Source organism: Pseudomonas sp. AGC41, from assembly GCF_057334555.1.
The window spans coordinates 71,045-90,097 of sequence record NZ_JBHFJB010000157.1 but is presented as its reverse complement, the minus strand read 5'-3'; the positions used below and the strand labels follow the sequence as shown (position 1 = coordinate 90,097).

Here is a 19,053-nt window from a genome sequence, read left to right as displayed (position 1 = left end):
CTGGTTCAATGCCCATGTCGACCCTTCAAGAAGACCCACCCTGCCATGGAAATCTCAGGAAACACCGCGTTCTATGCCGGTCTGAGCACGATTCAGACAGGGCAGTACCGCGTTGATCAGGCCTCCAGCCAGATTGCCAACAACACGATCGAGCGCTCGGTCACCAGCCAGTCCTCGGACGTTCAGGTGGATCGCCTGCGGTCAGTGGATCGCAGCCAGCAATCGGACCTGACCAGCAACATGGTCGAACTGGAGCAAGGCAAGTTTCAGGTGCAACTGGGGGTGAACGTTGCCAAGGCTTCCGACGAAATGCTCGGAACGTTGATCGATACGTTCGCCTGAATCTGCCGTTCAGATGTTGTGAAAACGCCGCGAATCAATCGCGGCGTTTTCGTCTCTAACTCTTTCTTCCTCAACTAATCTTTCACTGCGCGAGCCGCGCCTCTGCTTGGCGACGGATTTTTCACGGCCTAAATTTCCTGCAGGACGATGACGAACGGCAAAAGATCGCCGCTTGACAAGGTTTGAGCGTAAACGTATGTTTCAAACAGCTGTTTGATCGCCATAACAAATCCACGCGGTCGTTCATTCCCGGTTACATCAGCAGAGGTTTATCGCTATGCCTGACTACAAGGCCCCCTTGCGTGATATTCGCTTCGTTCGTGACGAACTGCTCGGCTACGAAGCGCATTATCAGAGCCTTCCAGCATGCCAGGAGGCAACTCCGGACATGGTTGACGCCATTCTCGAAGAAGGCGCCAAGTTCTGTGAGCAGGTGCTGGCGCCGCTGAACCGCGTGGGTGATCTCGAAGGTTGCACCTGGAGCGAGTCCGGCGTGAAAACCCCGACCGGCTTCAAGGAAGCCTACAAGCAATTTGTCGAAGGCGGCTGGCCGAGCCTGGCCCATGACGTGGCGCACGGTGGCCAAGGCCTGCCGGAATCCCTGGGCCTGGCAGTCAGCGAGATGGTCGGTGAAGCCAACTGGTCGTGGGGCATGTACCCGGGCCTGTCCCATGGCGCGATGAACACCATTTCCGAGCACGGTACGCCCGAGCAGCAAGAGGCTTACCTGACCAAGCTGGTATCCGGCGAATGGACCGGCACCATGTGCCTGACCGAACCGCACTGCGGCACCGACCTGGGCATGTTGCGCACCAAGGCCGAACCTCAGGCCGACGGTACCTACAAGGTCACCGGCACCAAGATCTTCATCTCCGCCGGCGAACACGACATGGCCGACAACATCGTCCACATCGTGCTGGCGCGCCTGCCGGACGCACCGGCCGGCACCAAAGGTATCTCGCTGTTCATCGTTCCGAAATTCCTGCCTGAAGCCGACGGCTCCATCGGCCAGCGCAACGCAGTCAGCTGTGGCTCCCTGGAACACAAGATGGGCATCCACGGCAACGCCACCTGCGTGATGAACTTCGACGCGGCCACCGGTTTCCTGATCGGCCCGGCGAACAAAGGCCTGAACTGCATGTTCACCTTCATGAACACCGCTCGCCTGGGTACCGCGCTGCAAGGCCTGGCCCACGCCGAAATCGGTTTCCAGGGTGGCCTGAAGTACGCCCGCGACCGCCTGCAGATGCGTTCCCTGACCGGCCCGAAAGCACCGGACAAGGCCGCCGACCCGATCATCGTGCACCCTGACGTGCGTCGCATGTTGCTGACCATGAAAGCCTTCGCCGAGGGCAACCGGGCGATGGTCTACTTCACCGCCAAGCAGGTCGACATCGTCAAGTACGGCGTGGATGAAGAAGAGAAGAAGAAGGCTGACGCCCTGCTGGCGTTCATGACCCCGATCGCCAAGGCGTTCATGACCGAAGTCGGCTTCGAATCGGCCAACCACGGCGTGCAGATCTACGGCGGCCACGGCTTCATCGCCGAGTGGGGCATGGAGCAGAACGTGCGCGACAGTCGCATCTCGATGCTGTACGAAGGCACCACCGGCATCCAGGCGCTCGACCTGCTGGGCCGTAAAGTGCTGATGACCCAGGGCGAGGCGCTCAAGGGCTTCACCAAGATCGTCCACAAGTTCTGCCAGGGCAACGAAGGCAACGAAGCCGTCAAGGAATTCGTCGAGCCGTTGGCTGCACTGAACAAGGAATGGGGCGAACTGACCATGAAGGTCGGCATGGCCGCCATGAAGGATCGCGAAGAAGTCGGCGCGGCCTCGGTGGATTACCTGATGTATTCCGGTTACGCCTGCCTGGCTTACTTCTGGGCCGACATGGCGCGCCTGGCTGCGGAAAAACTGGCGGCCGGCACGACCGAAGAAGCGTTCTACACCGCCAAGCTGCAGACCGCGCGCTTCTACTTCCAGCGCATCCTGCCGCGTACCCGTACTCACGTTGCGACCATGTTGTCGGGCGCCAACAACCTGATGGACATGAAAGAAGAAGACTTCGCGCTGGGCTACTAAGCCTTAAGCGCTTCTTCAAAAAGCCGCTGCTTCTTCGGGAGCAGCGGCTTTTTCATGTATGTCATAACCCCAATCAGGCCATCTACAAAGCCTGTGGCGATCCTGAAACAATATTCATCCAACCGGACCCTAAGAAAATTTCCCGCTCTGCCGTTACAGCGATGGCAGTGTGACATCTGTCACATCTCGCGTGCCTTACTGCTCCAGTTGCAGGCACAATGCCATCTTTGATCAGTCGGGTCGGAGCTTTACCCTTGCCGCGTCTTTCCGTAATGCGCTTCAGCCATTTCCTACCGTCGACAGTGCTTTTACTGGCGGGGCTCGCGGCTGCCTACGTCAAGGACCTGAACGTCTTCTTCACCTCATTGTTCAACGTGCTGCCTACGCTGGTGTTGTTGTTGGGCGGGGCGTACTGCGCCGTTTACCGACGTCAGCGCGAGCTGTTTCTGATGGTCACGGTGTACATCGCTTATTTCCTGCTGGATACCCAGACCGACTTCTATCGCGATAACGGCAAGGTGCGCGAAGACGCGGCGGTGGTGTTCCATCTGGTTTGCCTGTTGCTGCCGCTGTTGTTCGGGCTGTTCGCGGCGTGGCAGGAGCGCACGCATCTGTTCCAGGACATGGTGGCGCGTTTCGCGGTGCTGCTGGCCTTTGGTGGCGTGGCCCTGGCTCTGGAGCAAAGCTTTCCCCAGGCCCTGTTGCTGTGGCTTTCGGAAATACGCTGGCCGGCGCTGCATGGTGCCTGGATGAGTCTGATCCAATTGTCATACCCGATGTTTGCCGCTGCGTTCGTGCTGCTGGCCTGGCAATACTGGCGTAACCCGCGACCCTTGCATGCGGCGCAACTGGTGGGGTTGGTCGGGTTGTTCTGGATGCTGCCGAAGACGTTCATCCTGCCGTTCACCCTGAACATCATGTGCAGCCAGGTGATGCTGATGATTGCCGCCGCGGTTGCTCACGAGGCCTACCAGATGGCCTTCCGTGATGAGCTCACCGGCCTGCCGGGGCGCCGGGCGCTGAATGAACGCATGCAGCGCCTGGGCCGCAACTACGTGCTGGCGATGAGCGACGTGGATCATTTCAAGAAATTCAACGACACCCACGGCCACGATGTTGGCGATCAGGTGCTGCGCCTGGTGGCCAGCAAGCTGTCGAAAATCGGTGGCGGCGGCAGGGCTTATCGTTACGGCGGCGAGGAGTTTGCGCTGGTGTTTGCCGGCAAGACCATTGATGAATGCATGCCTCATCTGGAAGTCATCCGCCAGTCCATCGAGACATACGCCATTCAACTGCGTAATCCCGACAACCGCCCCCAGGATGATCAGCAAGGTCGCCAGCGCCGCTCCGGCAGCGGCGCCACCAGCGTATCGGTGACCGTCAGTATCGGCGTGGCCGAACGCGTAGAGCAGCGCACCCCCGAGGAAGTGCTCAAGTCCGCCGACCAGGCGCTCTACAACGCCAAGGGGGCTGGGCGCAATTGTGTGATTGCCTTTGGTCAGAATCGTCGTGGCGCAGTGCGCATGGAGGCCGCCGCGGGTTGAGTGATGACGGCGCATTCAGCGTCTGGAGATTGATTGTGGGCCTTGGCGGCCGGCAGTAGGTTGGGATGATCTGCTACCGGAGAAAACCACCATGCCCGAGTACAAAGCCCCGCTGCGCGACATGCGCTTCCTGATCGACAATGTCTTCGATTTCCATGGCCGCTATGCCGAATTGGGCGCCAGCGACGCGAGTCCGGACATGGTCAGCGCCATCCTTGAAGAAGGTGCCCGGTTCTGTGAGAACGTGCTGGCGCCGCTCAATCGTCCGGGTGACGAAGAGGGCTGCCATTTCGACAACGGCGTGGTCACTACGCCTACAGGCTTCAAGCAAGCTTTCGCACAGTACGTGGAAGGCGGCTGGCACGGCCTGGCGGCAGATCCGGCTTATGGTGGCCAAGGCCTGCCCAGCTCGTTGGGATTGGTCATCAGCGAAATGATCGGATCGAGCAACACTTCCTGGGGCATGTATCCGGGCCTGACCCACGGCGCCATGTCGGCCATCCACGCCCACGGCACCGAACAGCAGAAGCAGACCTACCTCGGCAAACTCACCGCCGGCCAGTGGACCGGCACCATGTGCCTGACCGAAGCCCACTGCGGCACAGACCTGGGCATCATCAAGACCCGCGCCGTGCCTCAGGCTGATGGCAGCTACGCGGTGACCGGCAGCAAGATCTTCATCAGCGCCGGCGAGCACGACATGAGCGACAACATCATTCACCTGGTGCTCGCCAAATTGCCGGATGCTCCCGCCGGGACCAAGGGCATCTCGTTGTTCATCGTGCCCAAGTTCCTGCCCGATGCAGCGGGCGAGGCCGGTGAGCGCAATGGCGTTTCCTGCGGTTCGATCGAGCACAAGATGGGCATCAAGGCGTCGGCCACGTGCGTGCTGAACTTCGATGGGGCCAAGGGTTTCCTGATTGGCGAACCGAACAAGGGCCTCAACTGCATGTTCACCATGATGAACCATGCCCGCCTCGGCACCGGCATGCAGGGCCTTTGCCTGGGCGAGGCGAGCTTCCAGGGCGCGATCAGATACGCCAACGATCGCCTGCAGATGCGCGCTCTGACCGGCCCGAAGGCGCCGGAAAAAGTTGCCGACCCGATCATCGTCCATCCTGATGTACGCCGGATGCTGCTGACCATGAAAGCCTTCAACGAAGGCAACCGGGCGCTGACGTATTTCACCGCGCAACTGCTCGATACCGCGCATTTGAGCCGCGACGAAAGCGCCCGTCAGGAGGCGGAAGACCTGCTGGCGTTCCTCACCCCGATCTGCAAGGCGTTCATGACCGACACGGGTTTGGAAGTGACCAACCACGGCATGCAGGTCTTTGGCGGCCATGGCTTCATTCGTGAGTGGGGCATGGAGCAGCTGGTGCGTGATTGCCGGATCGCGCCGATCTATGAAGGCACCAACGGCATCCAGGCCCTGGACCTGCTGGGGCGCAAAGTGCTGGGTAGCCAGGGCAAGTTGTTGCGCGGTTTCACCAAAATCGTTCATAAGTTCTGCGCCGCCAATGCCGGGCAGCCGCAGCTTCAGGAATACGTCGCGCAACTGGATGGGCTCAACCGGCAATGGGGCGAGCTGACGACGCAGGTCGGCATGGCCGCCATGAAAAATCCGGATGAGGTGGGCGCCGCTTCGGTGGATTACCTGATGTACAGCGGCTATATCATTCTGGCCTACCTGTGGTTGCGCATGGCGTTGGTGGCCCAGGCGCAACTCGACAGCGGCACAGGAGATAGCGACTTCTGCCGGGCCAAGCTGGCGACGTGCGAGTTTTACTTCAAGCGCCTGCTGCCGCGTACGGCCGCCCATCGGGCTGCTATAGAAGCAGGGAGCGATTGCCTGATGAGGTTGCCGGCGGAGTTGTTTGCGCTCTGACAGGTTGAAGCATTTTCTCCGTGGCGAGGGAGCTCGCTCCCGCTGGGGTGCGCAGCAGCCCTTCCAGTGAGCGCTGCGCACTCAAGCGGGAGCAAGCTCCCTCGCCACGGAAAATCAGAACCTCTGGGTTGACTAAAAATAACAAAACAGTCACAGGTTGACCCTATGTGTCTCAAAAGTTGTTGAGGTACACTCTGGGCCATTGCGAGAACCGCTTTCCTACGAACCAATTGTTTAGATCCTGCGAGGTTTGCCATGGCTGACTACAAAGCGCCCCTGCGCGATATGCGCTTCGTCCTCAATGAAGTGTTCGAGGTCGCGAAACTCTGGGCTCAACTGCCGGCGTTGGCCGATACCGTAGACGCTGAAACCGTCGAAGCGATCCTCGAAGAGGCGGGCAAGGTCACCGGTAAAAGCATCGCGCCCCTCAGCCGTGCAGCTGACGAAGAGGGCTGCCACTGGGCTGACGGCGCCGTGACCACTCCGGCGGGTTTCCCTGAGGCCTACAGGACCTTTGCTGAAGGCGGTTGGGTTGGCGTCGGCGGTGATCCAGCGTACGGTGGCATGGGCATGCCCAAGGCGGTTTCGGCCCAGGTCGAGGAAATGGTCAACTCCGCCAGCCTGTCCTTCGGCCTGTACCCGATGCTCACCGCCGGAGCCTGTCTGTCGATCAACGCCCACGCCAGCGAGGAATTGAAAGCCGCGTACCTGCCAAACATGTACGCCGGCGTCTGGGCCGGCTCCATGTGCCTGACCGAGCCCCATGCCGGCACCGACCTGGGGATTATCCGGACCAAGGCTGAGCCCCAGGCTGACGGCACCTACAAGGTCAGCGGCACGAAGATTTTCATCACCGGCGGCGAACACGATCTCACCGAAAATATCATTCACCTGGTGCTGGCGAAGCTCCCTGATGCACCGGCGGGTCCGAAGGGCATTTCGCTGTTCCTGGTGCCGAAATTCATGGTCAACGCCGACGGCAGCCTGGGCGCACGCAACGCGGCCAACTGCGGTTCGATCGAACACAAAATGGGCATCCAGGCGTCCGCCACCTGCGTGATGAACTTCGACGAAGCGGCGGGTTACCTGGTCGGCGAGCCGAACAAAGGCCTGGCGGCGATGTTCACCATGATGAATTACGAACGCCTGGGCGTGGGTATCCAGGGCCTTGCGTCCGGTGAGCGCTCGTACCAGAACGCTGTCGAATACGCCCGTGATCGCCTGCAAAGCCGTTCGCCAACCGGCGCGCAGAACAAGGACAAGATCGCCGACCCGATCATCGTCCACCCGGATGTGCGCCGGATGTTGCTGACAATGAAAGCGTCGAACGAAGGTGGCCGGGCATTCTCCACCTACGTGGCGATGCAACTGGACACCGCCAAGTTCAGCGAAGACCCGGCGACTCGCAAGCGTGCCGAAGATCTAGTGGCGTTGCTGACGCCAGTAGCGAAAGCTTTCCTGACCGACCTGGGCCTGGAAACCACCATTCACGGCCAGCAGATTTTCGGCGGCCACGGCTACATTCGCGAATGGGGCCAGGAGCAATTGGTGCGTGATGTGCGCATCACCCAGATCTACGAGGGCACCAACGGCATCCAGGCGCTGGACCTGGTGGGGCGCAAGATCGTCGGCAACGGCGGGGCGTTCTACAAGCTGTTCGCCGACGAGATTCGTCATTTCACCGCTACCGCTGGCAGCGACCTGGCAGAGTTCACCCAGCCGTTGAACGACGCCGTCGGCACGCTGGACGAGCTGACCGAGTGGCTGCTGGACCGGGCGAAAAGCAATCCCCATGAAATTGGCGCGGCGTCGGTGGAGTACCTGCAGGCGTTCGGTTACACCGCGTATGCCTACATGTGGGCGCTCATGGCCCGGGCGGCCCTGGGCAAGGAAAACCAGGACGATTTCTACGCGAGCAAACTGGGCACGGCACGTTTCTATTTCGCCCGCCTGTTGCCACGGATCCATTCCTTGAGCGCTTCGGTAAGGGCGGGCAGCGAGTCGCTGTTCCTGCTGGAACCCGGTCAGTTCTAAAAGAAGATGTTATGTAGGTAATGGCTTACATGACGTACTGGCGATTTCCCTCTATCGGCCGATTGGATCCACGGCTAATCTAGCTTCCATGGACGTAGCGCAGGACGCGCAAAGTTACAACACGGACACGTAGGATTCTGCCAGGAAGGCGGAGTGAAATGGATGTCAGGGAAACAGTCTGCAAAGCCCCGCTTCGGCGGGGTTTTCTTTTGCCCGCGTTTTTTGCCCGTGTATCGTCTTCTCTCCGTAGCCCGCCTCTTGGTGGCGCACTGAACCCTGACGAGCGGTCAGCTGTCCATGAGCTATATGGCAATGTGGCCATCGACCATCAGGAGCTATCCATGGATATCATTCGAATCATCATCGCCATTCTGTTGCCACCGCTGGGCGTGTTCCTGCAAGTCGGTTTTGGCGGGGCGTTCTGGCTGAACATCCTGCTGACGCTGTTGGGTTATATCCCTGGCATCGTGCATGCGGTGTACATCATCGCCAAGCGCTGAAATTAACGTAACGGGTACGACATCTGTGGCGAGGAGCTTGCTCCCGCTCGATTGCGCAGCAATCGCAAAAGCCTGGGGCCGCTCCGCGACCCAGCGGGAGCAAGCTCCCTCGCCACAAATACTTGCCGTTTCTAGAGGCGAGCATCCATCACCCTGCGATAGAACAACCACTCATGCTCCAGCGCATGAGCCTGGTTCACTGCCTTGCGAAAGCCATGGCGCTCATCCAGGTAGTAATGAGCTTCGACCGCAACACCGTTGTCCTCCAGCGCCTTGACCATGTCGCGGGTCTGCTGCGGCACGACCACGGCGTCCAGCTCGCCCTGGAAAAAAATCACCGGCGCGCGAATTCTCTCGGCGTGCAGTAACGGGGTGCGGGCCCGGTAGCGTTCGGCGTCCAGTTGCGGGTCGCCGATCAGCCAATCCAGATAGTCACCTTCGAATTTGTGCGTAGCGCGGGCCAGGGCAACGGGATCACTGACGCCGTAGAGGCTGGCGCCAGCGCGGAACACGTCCCGGAACGCCAGGGCGCAGAGGCTGGTATAGCCTCCCGCGCTGCCGCCACGGATGAAGGCGCAGCGGCCATCGACCAAGCCTTGCTCATCCAGGTAAGCAACCACGGCGCAGGCATCCTCGACATCCACCACGCCCCAATTCAAATGCAGTGCCTGCCGATAAACGCGACCATAACCGCTGCTGCCACGGTAGTTGAGGTCGGCAACGGCGAAGCCGCGCTGGGTCCAGTACTGGATGCGCGGATCGAACATCGGGTAGCAAGCCGAAGTGGGCCCGCCGTGGACGAACACCACCAGCGGCGGTTTCGCGTCGCTGTTCATGGCTGGATAAAAGAACCCGTGGGCTTCGCTGGATGCAGTGGGATAGCACAGAGTCCGCGGGCGGCTGATTTGCTCGGGAGGCAACGGCGCGACGCCTCCGGCCAGCACCAGCGCTTCATGACTGCGCCGCTCGATCGCAATGACCGCCGATGGGCTGACGGGCGAGGCAGCGATGGCATAGATAAATTGCTCGTCCAGCGCCAGGCTGCGGAAGCGGCTGTAAGTGCCGGTGAAATCTTCGAGCACGCCGCCGCTGCGCAGGCCCAAACGCCCGAAACCGGCTTCGGTCCAGCTTGCCAGGTAAGTGCTTGCATCCACCGGCAACCACGTACACCCGCCCAGTTGCCAAGGCGCCGGGGCGTGATCGGCTTCGGCGGCCTCCATTGGCTTCAGGACGCCGGCGCGTTCACTCCATGGCTGCCAGTAACCGCCTCGGTCGGTCAGGCAATAAAGGCGATTGCAAGCATCGAAGCGAGGTTGCTGGATGGATTCTTCGCCCTCATCGCCGGCCACGCAGCATGGCGCTGCCCAAGTTGAATCGTTGCGTTCGGCGAGCATCAGCCGCGTCGCTGTCCATGGCTGGTGGGGCCGACTCCATTCAATCCAGGCGAGACGTCTTCCGTCGGGGCTCAAGATTGGCGCGGCATAGAAATCCGCGCCTTCGGCCAATACGCGCCGCTGGTGATCCGCCAGCCCGATCGATACCAATCGATGCTGGTCGGCCTGTTCCTCCACGGCCAGCACATGCCCTGTGGCGAAGTGCAGATCGCCGTATCGACAATCGCCTGCGGTCAGCGCTACCGGGCACTGGTCGTCCAGCGATTGGTGATACAACTGTTGGTCGCTTTCGTTGACGAACAGCACGCCGTCGTCGCTCAGACAGAACGACCCGCCGCCGTATTCATACACGCGGCTGCGCACGCTGAAACCGTCCGGGGTCAGGCAATGCGCCTTGCCGTCTCGCCAATGCCAGATCCGGCAAGCGCCATCTTCGGGACGGTATTCGTTCCAGAAAAGGCCCAGCGGGCCGAGTTGCAGTTCGGCAAAGTCGATGCCTGCCGCGACAGCCTGGGCGGCGCTGAAAGGTTCAGCCTTTAACGATGAGGCGCGAGTTTCGTTCATTGCGAAAGGCCAGTTGTTCAATGGTTTGCGTGGCATGCTCGGCGTCTTCGCGAGCCTGGAGAATCATCCCGTGGTGCGCGGATTTGCTGCACACCGGATCGGCATTGCTGGCATCGCCGGTGAGCATGAACGCCTGGCAGCGACAGCCGCCGAAATCCGTTTCTTTTTCATCGCACGAGCGGCAGGGCTCGGGCATCCAGTCATAACCCCGAAAACGGTTGAAGCCGAACGAGTCGTACCAGATGTGTTGCATGCTGTGGTCACGCACATTCGGGAACTGCACCGGCATCTGCCGGGCGCCATGGCAAGGCAGCGCCGTGCCATCCGGGGTAACGGTCAGGAAGATGCTGCCCCAGCCGTTCATGCAGGCCTTGGGACGCTCTTCATAGTAGTCCGGGGTCACGAAGATCAATTTGCACGGGTTACCTTCGGCCTCGAGCCTGGCCCGGTATTCATTGGTGATGCGCTCGGCACGCACCAGTTGTTCCTGCGTGGGCAGCAGGCCGACGCGGTTGAGGTGCGCCCAGCCATAGAACTGGCACGTGGCGAGTTCGACAAAGTCGGCCTCCAGGGCGATGCACAGCTCGATGATGCGGTCGATCTTGTCGATGTTGTGCCGATGGGTGACGAAATTCAGCACCATCGGATAACCATGGGCTTTCACCGCTCGGGCCATCTCAAGTTTTTGCGCGAAAGCTTTTTTCGAACCGGCCAGCAAATTGTTCACCTGCTCGTCGCTGGCCTGGAAACTGATCTGGATGTGGTCGAGGCCGGCCTTCTTGAAATCGCTGATTTTCTGTTCGGTCAAGCCGATGCCGGAGGTGATCAGATTGGTGTAGAAACCCAGCTTGCGCGCCTCGCCGATCAGCTCGACGAGGTCCTGGCGCACCAGCGGCTCCCCACCGGAAAAGCCCAATTGCGCGGCGCCCATTTCCCGGGCCTCGCGAAAGACCTTGAACCACTGCTCGGTGCTCAGCTCCTTGCCTTGCTCGGCAAAGTCCAACGGGTTGGAGCAGTACGGGCATTGCAGCGGGCAGCGATAGGTCAGCTCGGCCAGCAGCCACAGCGGCAAGCCGACGGCGGGCTTCTCAGGCAAGGGTGATCCAGTGCTCTGCACGGGCGACCTCCATGAATTGCTCGATGTCGTCACCGAGTTCCGGCACGTCCGGGAATTGCTTCTCCAGTTCGCCGATGATCGCCGCGACATCCCGTTCACCATCGATCAGGCCGCCGATCAGCGCAGCGCTGTCGTTGAGCTTGATCATGCCTTCAGGATAAAGCAGCACGTGGCCTTTCTGGGCCGGTTCGTATTGAAAGCGATAGCCGGGGCGCCACTGAGGTTTCCTGCTGCGGTCGAAGCTCATAAGGTAATCCCTTTATGCCACACCCGTTGATCGGTCACGCTGTGATAGGGCGGGCGTTTCAATTCGTATGCCATGCTCATGGCGTCGAGCATGCTCCAGAGAATGTCCAATTTGAACTGGAGAATTTCCAGCATGCGTTCCTGGCCAGCGCGGGTGGTGTAGTGCTGCAAGGTGATCGCGAGACCATGCTCCACATCACGCCGAGCCTGGCCCAGGCGGGTGCGGAAGTATTCATAGCCGGCCGGGTCGATCCAGGGGTAGTGCTGCGGCCAGCTGTCCAGGCGCGACTGGTGGATCTGCGGGGCGAACAGTTCGGTCAATGAACTGCTGGCGGCTTCTTGCCAGGAAGCCCGGCGGGCGAAGTTGACGTAGGCATCCACGGCGAAGCGCACGCCCGGTAGCACCAGCTCCTGGGAGCGCAGCTGATCGGGGTCCAGGCCCACTGCCTGGCCCAGTCGCAGCCAGGCTTCGATGCCGCCGTCTTCGCCAGGGGCGCCGTCGTGGTCGAGCAGGCGCTGGATCCACTCGCGACGGATTTCCCGGTCCGGGCAGTTGGCCAGGATCGCCGCGTCCTTGAGCGGAATATTCACTTGGTAGTAGAAGCGGTTCGCGACCCAGCCCTGGATCTGCTCGCGCGTGGCGCGGCCTTCATACATCGCCACGTGGTAGGGGTGATGGATGTGGTAGTACGCGCCCTTGGCACGCAGGGCCGCCTCGAACTCGGCGGTGGACAGGGGGGTGTCAGTCATTTCGGTTCTCCTGGGATAACCGCTGGCGGATGGGTTGCCGGGTCGGCCTCTTCGCGAGCAGGCTCGCTCCCACATTGGGTTGTGCTGGATCAGATATCCGGTACGACTCGGGACTACCGTGGGAGCGAGCCTGCTCGCGAAGAGGCCATTCCTGGCACACCGCAAAGCCGCTCACACATTCGTCTGCACATTCCTACAACTCAATACTCATCCCGTCATACGCCACCTCAATCCTGCGCCGCACCAGCTCGGCCCGCTCGGGCGAGTCTTCGTCCAGGATCGGGTTGGTGTTGTTGATATGGATAAGCACCTTGCGCTGTTCGGGCAATTGCTCCAGCACCTCCAGCATCCCTCCGGGACCGTTCTGCGCCAGGTGGCCCATCTCCCGACCGGTGCGAGTGCCGACGCCACGGCGTTGCATTTCGTCGTCGTCCCACATCGTGCCGTCCACCAGCAGGCAGTCGCTGCCGGCCATGATCTGCAGCAACGGTTCGTCGACCTTGCCCAGGCCCGGCGCATAGAACAGTTTGCCGGCGCTGCGCAGGTCTTCGACGATCAGCCCGATATTGTCACCCGGATGCGGATCAAAGCGGTGCGGTGAGTAGGGCGGCGCGGCGCTGCGCAGCGGCAGCGGGGTGAAGCGCAGGTTCGGGCAGGCCGGGACGGTGAAGCTCTGGTCCAGCTCGATGCGGTTCCAGCGAAGGCCGCCGTTCCAGTGGGTCAGCATGTTGAACAGCGGGAAACCGGTGCTCAGGTCTTCATGGACCATGTCGGTGCACCAGACCTGATGCGGGCAGCCTTCGCGCAGGCTGAGCAGGCCGGTGGTGTGGTCGATCTGGCTGTCCATCAGGATGATCGCGCCGATGCCGGTGTCCCGTAGCGCCCGGCCAGGCTGCAGCGGGGCGAAACCCTGGAGTTGCGCGCGGATGTCCGGCGAGGCGTTGCACAGGACCCAGCTCACGCCATCATCGGAAATCGCGATGGACGACTGGGTACGCGCCTGGGCCCGCAGGCTGCCGTTGCGAAAACCTGCGCAATTGGCGCAGTTGCAGTTCCACTGGGGAAAGCCCCCGCCGGCGGCGGAACCTAGAATCTGGACGAACATGCTCGCTCCATCTGCAAACCGAAATAAAAACGCCCCGGATGGCCGAGGCGTTGTGTCGCGTACTAACTGCCTGCACTCATCAACGGCTGGCGAAGTACATGGTGACTTCGAAGCCGATACGCAGGTCGATATATGCGGGTTTGGACCAGGACATGGGAATACTCCTTTGGTTGGGGTGGATCGGTGTAAAGCTATACATATAGTCCACCTCCGTTCGGAGATGTTCAGATGCTCAGGTGACTATGTTACTAAATCTGACAATTTGGTTCGCTGCGATTCTCTGAGAAAGCTCGTTGCAGCGCCGGTAAAGATCATCCGGCGGCTCGCCAGGGCTCGCCCGGGCTCGGCGCGTTGCTGAGGCAATAACGTCCTCCCTGCGCATCGATCAAGCGGCGGGTGGCATTCACCAGGTCCATGCGCTGCATGCCCAGGATGGCATCGGCCATTCGCTCAAGGTAGTCCGCCGGGTGGCCGGCCAGTTTTCCTTGCCAGAGCAGCTCAGCCGCCTGGGCGCAGGGCAACGCGGCGATTTGCATCTGGCGCGCCAGGGCTTGTTGTTGGCTGGCCAGGGTTGCATCGTCGGTTTTTTCGATCACGGCGGGGAGCTCGGTCAGAAACTGCTCCATATGGCTGACCAACTGCGCGGCAGACGTCTCGGGCGATTGCGCACCCAACAACAAGCCGGTCCACCCATCGATTTGCTTCAAGCCACTGAACACCGCATAACCTAACTGCAGCTCGACCCTCAAGCGCTGGTAATACGGGGTCTGGCACAAATGAGCCAGCAATCGCCAGGCAGCTTCGTCGGGCAAGTCCGACGTGGGCGCGGGGCAAAACAGCAACACGGCATGTTCGTCGCCATGGGTCTCGAGGGTGTGCCAGATCCGTTCCGGTGAAGGCGTCACTGCCGGCGCCGTCGCGTCGCCGGCCACGCCAGGAATTCGGGCCAACAACGGGCCCACAGCCGCTTGGGAAGCAGCCGACAGACCGATGGCCAGGCCGTCCCAGCGGGCGCTTGCCCAGACGTCTTGTTCGCCGCCGGGCGGTGGCAGCTCTGCATGCCGCAGGTTCTGCTGATAGTGATCCGGCAATTCCCGCAGCAAATGTCGAATTGGCATCAGGGGCGTTTTGTTCCTGGCCTGAACGGGTGGCAGCGGCTCCTCCAGCTTCGTCAGCAGATGCTCAAGCACCAACGGCATAGGTGCTTGTAAACCGACCAGCTTCAGCAGCCATCGATCACTACAGGTTTCGAAAGTGATGTGCACGCCTGCCTGCCCGGCGTCCTCGCACAAATCCGCCAGGTGCCGATCGAGTCTCGGTTGAAAATCGAGCGGTACCCGGCTCTCCAGTTGCCAGCGCACATACACCGCACTTTCCCGGGAGTCCGGCCATGCCTGGCTGAACTGCATGGGCGAGCGTTCCCGCCGGCCGCGGCTGCGGTCTTGTGCAAACGTGCGCAGGCCACGGTGGGCGCTGGTCTGGCCGCGTATCAAGCCGGCGCGGGGCGGCTCGCTTGGCGCTTGCAGGAACGGGTTGGGCGAGGGCAGTTGCCATTGTTCGGCGACCTGATTCGCAGGCTGCAGTTGCTTGAGGATTTCTCGAATTCGTATCAAGTCGTTTTCCGATAGAGCCCCGGCAGATCCTTCGCTGTCCCAACGCGCCAGCTGCAAGGCCGTTGCCGTTTCCTCACGGCGCTGCAGCAGCGCGTTGAATTCCTCGCGCAAGGGAGCCCAGTCGTCATGGGCGGCAAAGAACCCCAGCCAGTCGCGCAGCAACAGCTCGATAGCTGACGATACCTGGCCGCTGTCGAGCTTGAGCTCGATGTGCAGCAGTGCCTGACCGGCAAATTCATACAGCGGCGAAGCCTTGAGGCTGTCGGCCAGGCCGCGTTGGCGCAACGTCGCGAGCAAGCCGCCCGGTTTGCTGGAGTTCAGCCAGTGACACAGGAAAGCCAATGCTTGAGGCGAGGCGCCAGGCAAGTGTTCGAGGGCAAAGAGCAATTCGAGGCGGCCTTCGCGAACCTGTTGATAAGCCACGTCTGGCACCGTCATTAGCCTCGGCGGCGATTGCCTGGTCGGCGCTTTTCCGATGGGCATGCTTGTGGCGAATTGATCGGCCAGCGCCTTCATTGTTTCGAGGCTTTGCGGGCCGGCGAGGCTCAAGGTCATCTGAGCGCTCTGGTAGAAACGCTGATGGAAACCGCGCAGCGCCGTTTGAAATTCAGGCTGTGGTACAGCGAGGCTGTCGCGATTGCCGGCGTGAAAACCCCGCAGCGGATGCGCCGCCGACAATCCGTCATACAGGGCAACCTGGCGCTGGGCGGCGGCGTCCCGGGACCAGGCGATGAATTCGGCGTGCAGTACTTCCCGCTCGCGTAACTGATCGGCTTCATCCAGTCGGGGATGAGCGAGCATGTCTGCCAGACGCTCCAACCCGTCGGCGAGAGCGGCAGGCGGCAGCTCGATGAAAAAGTCCGTGGTGCGCTCGCTGGTACGCGCGTTGACTTGCCCGCCGTGGTCCCGCACGTAGGCCATCAGGTTTTGCCCCGTGGGAAAACGTTCCGTCCCGAGGAAGAACAGATGTTCAAGAAAGTGCGCGAGGCCCGGCCAGGCCTCGGGCGCGTCATGGCTGCCGGCCGCCACCCGCAACACCGCAGCGCTACGCTTGAGGTCGGGTGCATGGCGCAACGTCACTTGCAGGCCGTTGGCCAGGGTTTCGGTATGGGGGCGGAGGGAATCGGGGGCCGGCATGAGCGCTTCCAGGACAAGGATGTGCTCATGCTAGCGGATTAGCCCGGATCAGTGTTTATGCAAGTCGCCGTAGAGCGCCGGGCGACGGTCGTGCAGGTAGTTGTAGGCCGCGCGCGAGTCATTCATCAGTTGTCGATCCAGTTCACCGACGATCAAAGCTTCGTCCAGCCCCGCCAGGGCCGGGCGGCTGCCGTCCGGGGCGGCGATGCTGCTCTGGCCGCAATAGCGCAATTCGCCTTCGTGGCCACAGTAGTTGGCGTAGGCCACGAAACACTGGTTTTCAATGGCCCGCGCCCGCACGGTGACGTCGGCGATGAACCCGTAGGGCTGCATGTTGGCGGTCGGCACCAGGATCAACTCGGCCCCTGCCAAGGCCAGCCGGCGGGCGTTTTCCGGGAACTCCAGGTCGTAGCAGATCAGGAAACCGAGCTTCCAGCCGTTGAGCTCGACAATGGGCAACGCGGCATTCCCGGCGCTGAACATCGTATGGTCGAGGTCACCGAACAGGTGGCTCTTGCGATAGTTGGCGAGGCGTTCGCCTTGGGCATCGATCAGTTGCACGGCGTTGTAGATCTGTCCGTCTTCACTGCGCTCGGGGTAGCCATAGAGAATCGCCAGGCCGGCCGCCTTGGCGATGCGGCCAATCTGCTGGGCCCATTCGCCGTTGTAGACCTCGGCCAGTACATTCACCGCATCGACGCCGATGTTGTAGCCGGTCAGGAACATTTCCGGCAGCACCAATATGTCAGCGCCTCGGGCCTCCAGCGCGACTTGGTGCAGGCGCTGCAGGTTGCCGGCCGGATCCATTGGCAGCGGTGGACATTGGTAGAGGGCTACGCGCATCGACAACTCCTTTTATTCGGGCAGGGCGATCGGACCGATTTCGTCGAACACATCCCCTGGACCCGGGTTCTCGGCATGGGTTTTACCGCCGAAGTGTTTCATGATTCCCCACACGGCATTGAGCGAGGTCTGCACCGCGCCTTCAACCCAGGCGGGTGTCCATGAGACGTCGTCGCCGGCAATAAAGATCCCTTTTTGTTCGGCCGGCATGTCGTCCTGCATGAAATGCGCGTACATGCGCTGGTTGTAACGATAGTGGCCGGGTAGCGCGCCCTTGAAGGCGCCGAGGAAATACGGGTCGGCTTCCCAGGACACGGTGATCGGTTCACCAATGATCCGCGCGGCGATGTCCACCTTCGGGTAGATTTTCTTCAGGGCATCCAGGGCCAGCTTGACGCGTTTTTCCACCGGGTACGGGAGCATTTTCAGCGCATCGCTCATCCAGGAATACGACAGGCAGATGACCCCCGGTTTGTTGTCGCCGTTGTCGAACAGGTAGGTGCCACGGGTCAGGCGATCGGTGAGGGTCATGCTCATCAGGTCGCGACCGGTTTCCGGGTCCTTGTCCTTCCAGAACGGCCGGTCGACCATCACGAAGGTCTTCGACGATTGCATGTAGCGGGTGCGGTCCAGGGCCATCCACATTTTTTGCGAGAACAGCGCTTCTTCGCACTCGATCTGGGTGGTCAGCAGCCAGGTCTGGCAGGTGACCAGCACGGCGGCGTATTCGCGCGTGTCGCCCCAGACGTCGGTCACGCTGAACCGGCCGTCGTCGGCGCGAGCGATACGCTTCACCCCGCTGCGCGGCGCGCCCAGGTGCAACGAATTCAGGCTGGTGCCTTCCGGCCAATGCACACAACGCTCCGGCACATGTCTCCAGATTCCCTGCGGTACCTGTTCCACGCCGCCGACCACCAAGTGCTGGTGGTCGTCGCAATTGGTCATCACCACGCGAAAGATTTCCAGCATCGAGTTGGGGAAGTCCGAGTCCCAGCCGCCCGTGCCGAAGCCGACCTGGCCGAACACTTCGCGATGCTGGAAAGACAGCTTGGCGAACGCCTTGGAGGTGGCGACGAAATCGTAGAACGTGCGGTCATCCCACAGCGGTACCAGGGTATTCCACAGCTCTTTGAGGCGCGGCACGTCGCGCTCGCGGATCGCTTGCTGGATCTCGCCAAAGCGCGAGCCATCCTCCAGCGCATCGGCCCAGGCGTCAGCGACTTCCTGAAACAGCGCCGGAAGGTCGGCCATGTTTTCTGCGTAGTAAGTCTGCCCTTCCAGGTCGATGACGGTGCTGCCGGAGGCCGAGGTCAGAGGGTTGGGGAACGGTTTGGTCTCCAGGCCCAGTTTGTCGACGTAGTGGTAGAACGCGGTGGACGACACCGGAAAACGCATGCCACCCAGCTCGGCAACGATGCCTTCGGCGCCGTTGAACGCTTGGGAGCGCAGGCGTCCGCCCATCTTCGACGCCTCGTAGACCACCGGTTTGAGGCCCAGCTTCATCAATTCGTAAGCGGCTACGAGGCCGGCGATCCCCGCGCCGACAATCGCCACTTCGGCCCCAAGGTTGTGCTCGGGAATGACCCCAAGTCCGGCCGGGTGCTCGATCCAGTCGTCAAAGGCGAAAGGGAAATCCGGCCCGAAAATGGTGATGGGCTTCTTGCCGTCTGCTGGGTGGCGATTGTGCTTGTTCATGGCTGACCTTGATGGGCGACTCGACGCGGCGTTCGCGTCTGAGTATAGGAAAGATGCCAGCCATTCTAGAGAGGGTGAAACACGTTAATAAGACGCAATGTGCCGTCGTTTTGCGTGGTTACAAGTCATTTTGTAATCTGGTCGAGTCGTAATGACGAAGTATCGTCCTGTGGGAGCGAGCCTGCTCGCGAATGCGGC

At 61.3% G+C, this 19,053-nt stretch carries 15 protein-coding genes; 6 read left to right on the top strand and 9 right to left on the bottom strand.

Going from position 1 to position 19,053, the window contains the following annotated elements; genetic code table 11:
- Positions 1–45: 45 nt before the first annotated feature.
- The 6 genes from ACE04F_RS27455 (at position 46) to ACE04F_RS27430 (ending at position 8,391) form a co-directional block, all read left to right on the top strand.
- A complete protein-coding gene (locus ACE04F_RS27455) occupies positions 46–342 on the top strand; it encodes a pyrroloquinoline quinone biosynthesis protein PqqE (RefSeq protein ID WP_486110678.1) in 297 nt (98 codons plus the stop codon).
- A 277-nt stretch (positions 343–619) separates the two neighbouring features.
- Complete coding sequence (locus ACE04F_RS27450) at positions 620–2,425, top strand: phenylacyl-CoA dehydrogenase (RefSeq protein ID WP_486110677.1); 1,806 nt, start codon at positions 620–622, stop codon at positions 2,423–2,425.
- Positions 2,426–2,679: 254 nt separating this feature from the next.
- Positions 2,680–3,969, top strand: a complete 1,290-nt coding sequence (locus ACE04F_RS27445; RefSeq protein WP_486110676.1) for a GGDEF domain-containing protein — start codon at positions 2,680–2,682, stop codon at positions 3,967–3,969.
- 91 nt (positions 3,970–4,060) lie between these two features.
- Positions 4,061–5,857, top strand: coding sequence for an acyl-CoA dehydrogenase C-terminal domain-containing protein (locus tag ACE04F_RS27440; RefSeq protein ID WP_486110675.1), 1,797 nt, complete (start codon positions 4,061–4,063; stop codon positions 5,855–5,857).
- 255 nt (positions 5,858–6,112) lie between these two features.
- Positions 6,113–7,891, top strand: coding sequence for an acyl-CoA dehydrogenase C-terminal domain-containing protein (locus ACE04F_RS27435; RefSeq protein WP_486110674.1), 1,779 nt, complete (start codon positions 6,113–6,115; stop codon positions 7,889–7,891).
- Positions 7,892–8,232: 341 nt separating this feature from the next.
- Positions 8,233–8,391 (top strand): YqaE/Pmp3 family membrane protein, encoded by a 159-nt coding sequence (locus ACE04F_RS27430; protein ID WP_038436734.1) that lies wholly within the window; start codon positions 8,233–8,235, stop codon positions 8,389–8,391.
- A gap of 131 nt (positions 8,392–8,522) precedes the next feature.
- On the opposite strand, the gene ACE04F_RS27425 is transcribed toward ACE04F_RS27430, so the two are convergent.
- From ACE04F_RS27425 to ACE04F_RS27385, 9 genes are all read right to left on the bottom strand, one after another.
- Positions 8,523–10,349, bottom strand: a complete 1,827-nt coding sequence (locus ACE04F_RS27425; protein ID WP_486110673.1) for an alpha/beta hydrolase family protein — start codon at positions 10,347–10,349, stop codon at positions 8,523–8,525.
- Positions 10,315–11,445 carry a pyrroloquinoline quinone biosynthesis protein PqqE gene (gene pqqE, locus ACE04F_RS27420; protein WP_486110672.1) on the bottom strand — a complete coding sequence of 377 codons (1,131 nt, stop codon included), beginning with the start codon at positions 11,443–11,445 and terminating at the stop codon, positions 10,315–10,317. The genes ACE04F_RS27425 and pqqE overlap by 35 nt, the downstream gene beginning before the upstream one ends.
- Positions 11,438–11,713 carry a pyrroloquinoline quinone biosynthesis peptide chaperone PqqD gene (pqqD, locus tag ACE04F_RS27415; protein WP_486110671.1) on the bottom strand — a complete coding sequence of 92 codons (276 nt, stop codon included), beginning with the start codon at positions 11,711–11,713 and terminating at the stop codon, positions 11,438–11,440. The genes pqqE and pqqD overlap by 8 nt, the downstream gene beginning before the upstream one ends.
- Positions 11,710–12,462, bottom strand: coding sequence for a pyrroloquinoline-quinone synthase PqqC (gene pqqC, locus ACE04F_RS27410; protein ID WP_486110670.1), 753 nt, complete (start codon positions 12,460–12,462; stop codon positions 11,710–11,712). The genes pqqD and pqqC overlap by 4 nt, the downstream gene beginning before the upstream one ends.
- 193 nt (positions 12,463–12,655) lie before the next feature.
- Entirely contained in the window at positions 12,656–13,567 is a 912-nt protein-coding gene (pqqB, locus tag ACE04F_RS27405; RefSeq protein ID WP_486110669.1) for a pyrroloquinoline quinone biosynthesis protein PqqB, read from the bottom strand.
- Between the two features lie 79 nt (positions 13,568–13,646).
- Entirely contained in the window at positions 13,647–13,721 is a 75-nt protein-coding gene (gene pqqA, locus ACE04F_RS27400; protein WP_003177660.1) for a pyrroloquinoline quinone precursor peptide PqqA, read from the bottom strand.
- A gap of 157 nt (positions 13,722–13,878) precedes the next feature.
- Positions 13,879–16,317 carry a pyrroloquinoline quinone biosynthesis protein PqqF gene (pqqF, locus tag ACE04F_RS27395; protein ID WP_486110668.1) on the bottom strand — a complete coding sequence of 813 codons (2,439 nt, stop codon included), beginning with the start codon at positions 16,315–16,317 and terminating at the stop codon, positions 13,879–13,881.
- A gap of 48 nt (positions 16,318–16,365) precedes the next feature.
- A complete protein-coding gene (locus ACE04F_RS27390) occupies positions 16,366–17,160 on the bottom strand; it encodes a carbon-nitrogen hydrolase family protein (RefSeq protein ID WP_486110667.1) in 795 nt (264 codons plus the stop codon).
- A gap of 12 nt (positions 17,161–17,172) precedes the next feature.
- Positions 17,173–18,855, bottom strand: a complete 1,683-nt coding sequence (locus ACE04F_RS27385) for a flavin monoamine oxidase family protein (RefSeq protein ID WP_486110666.1) — start codon at positions 18,853–18,855, stop codon at positions 17,173–17,175.
- Positions 18,856–19,053: the final 198 nt, after the last annotated feature.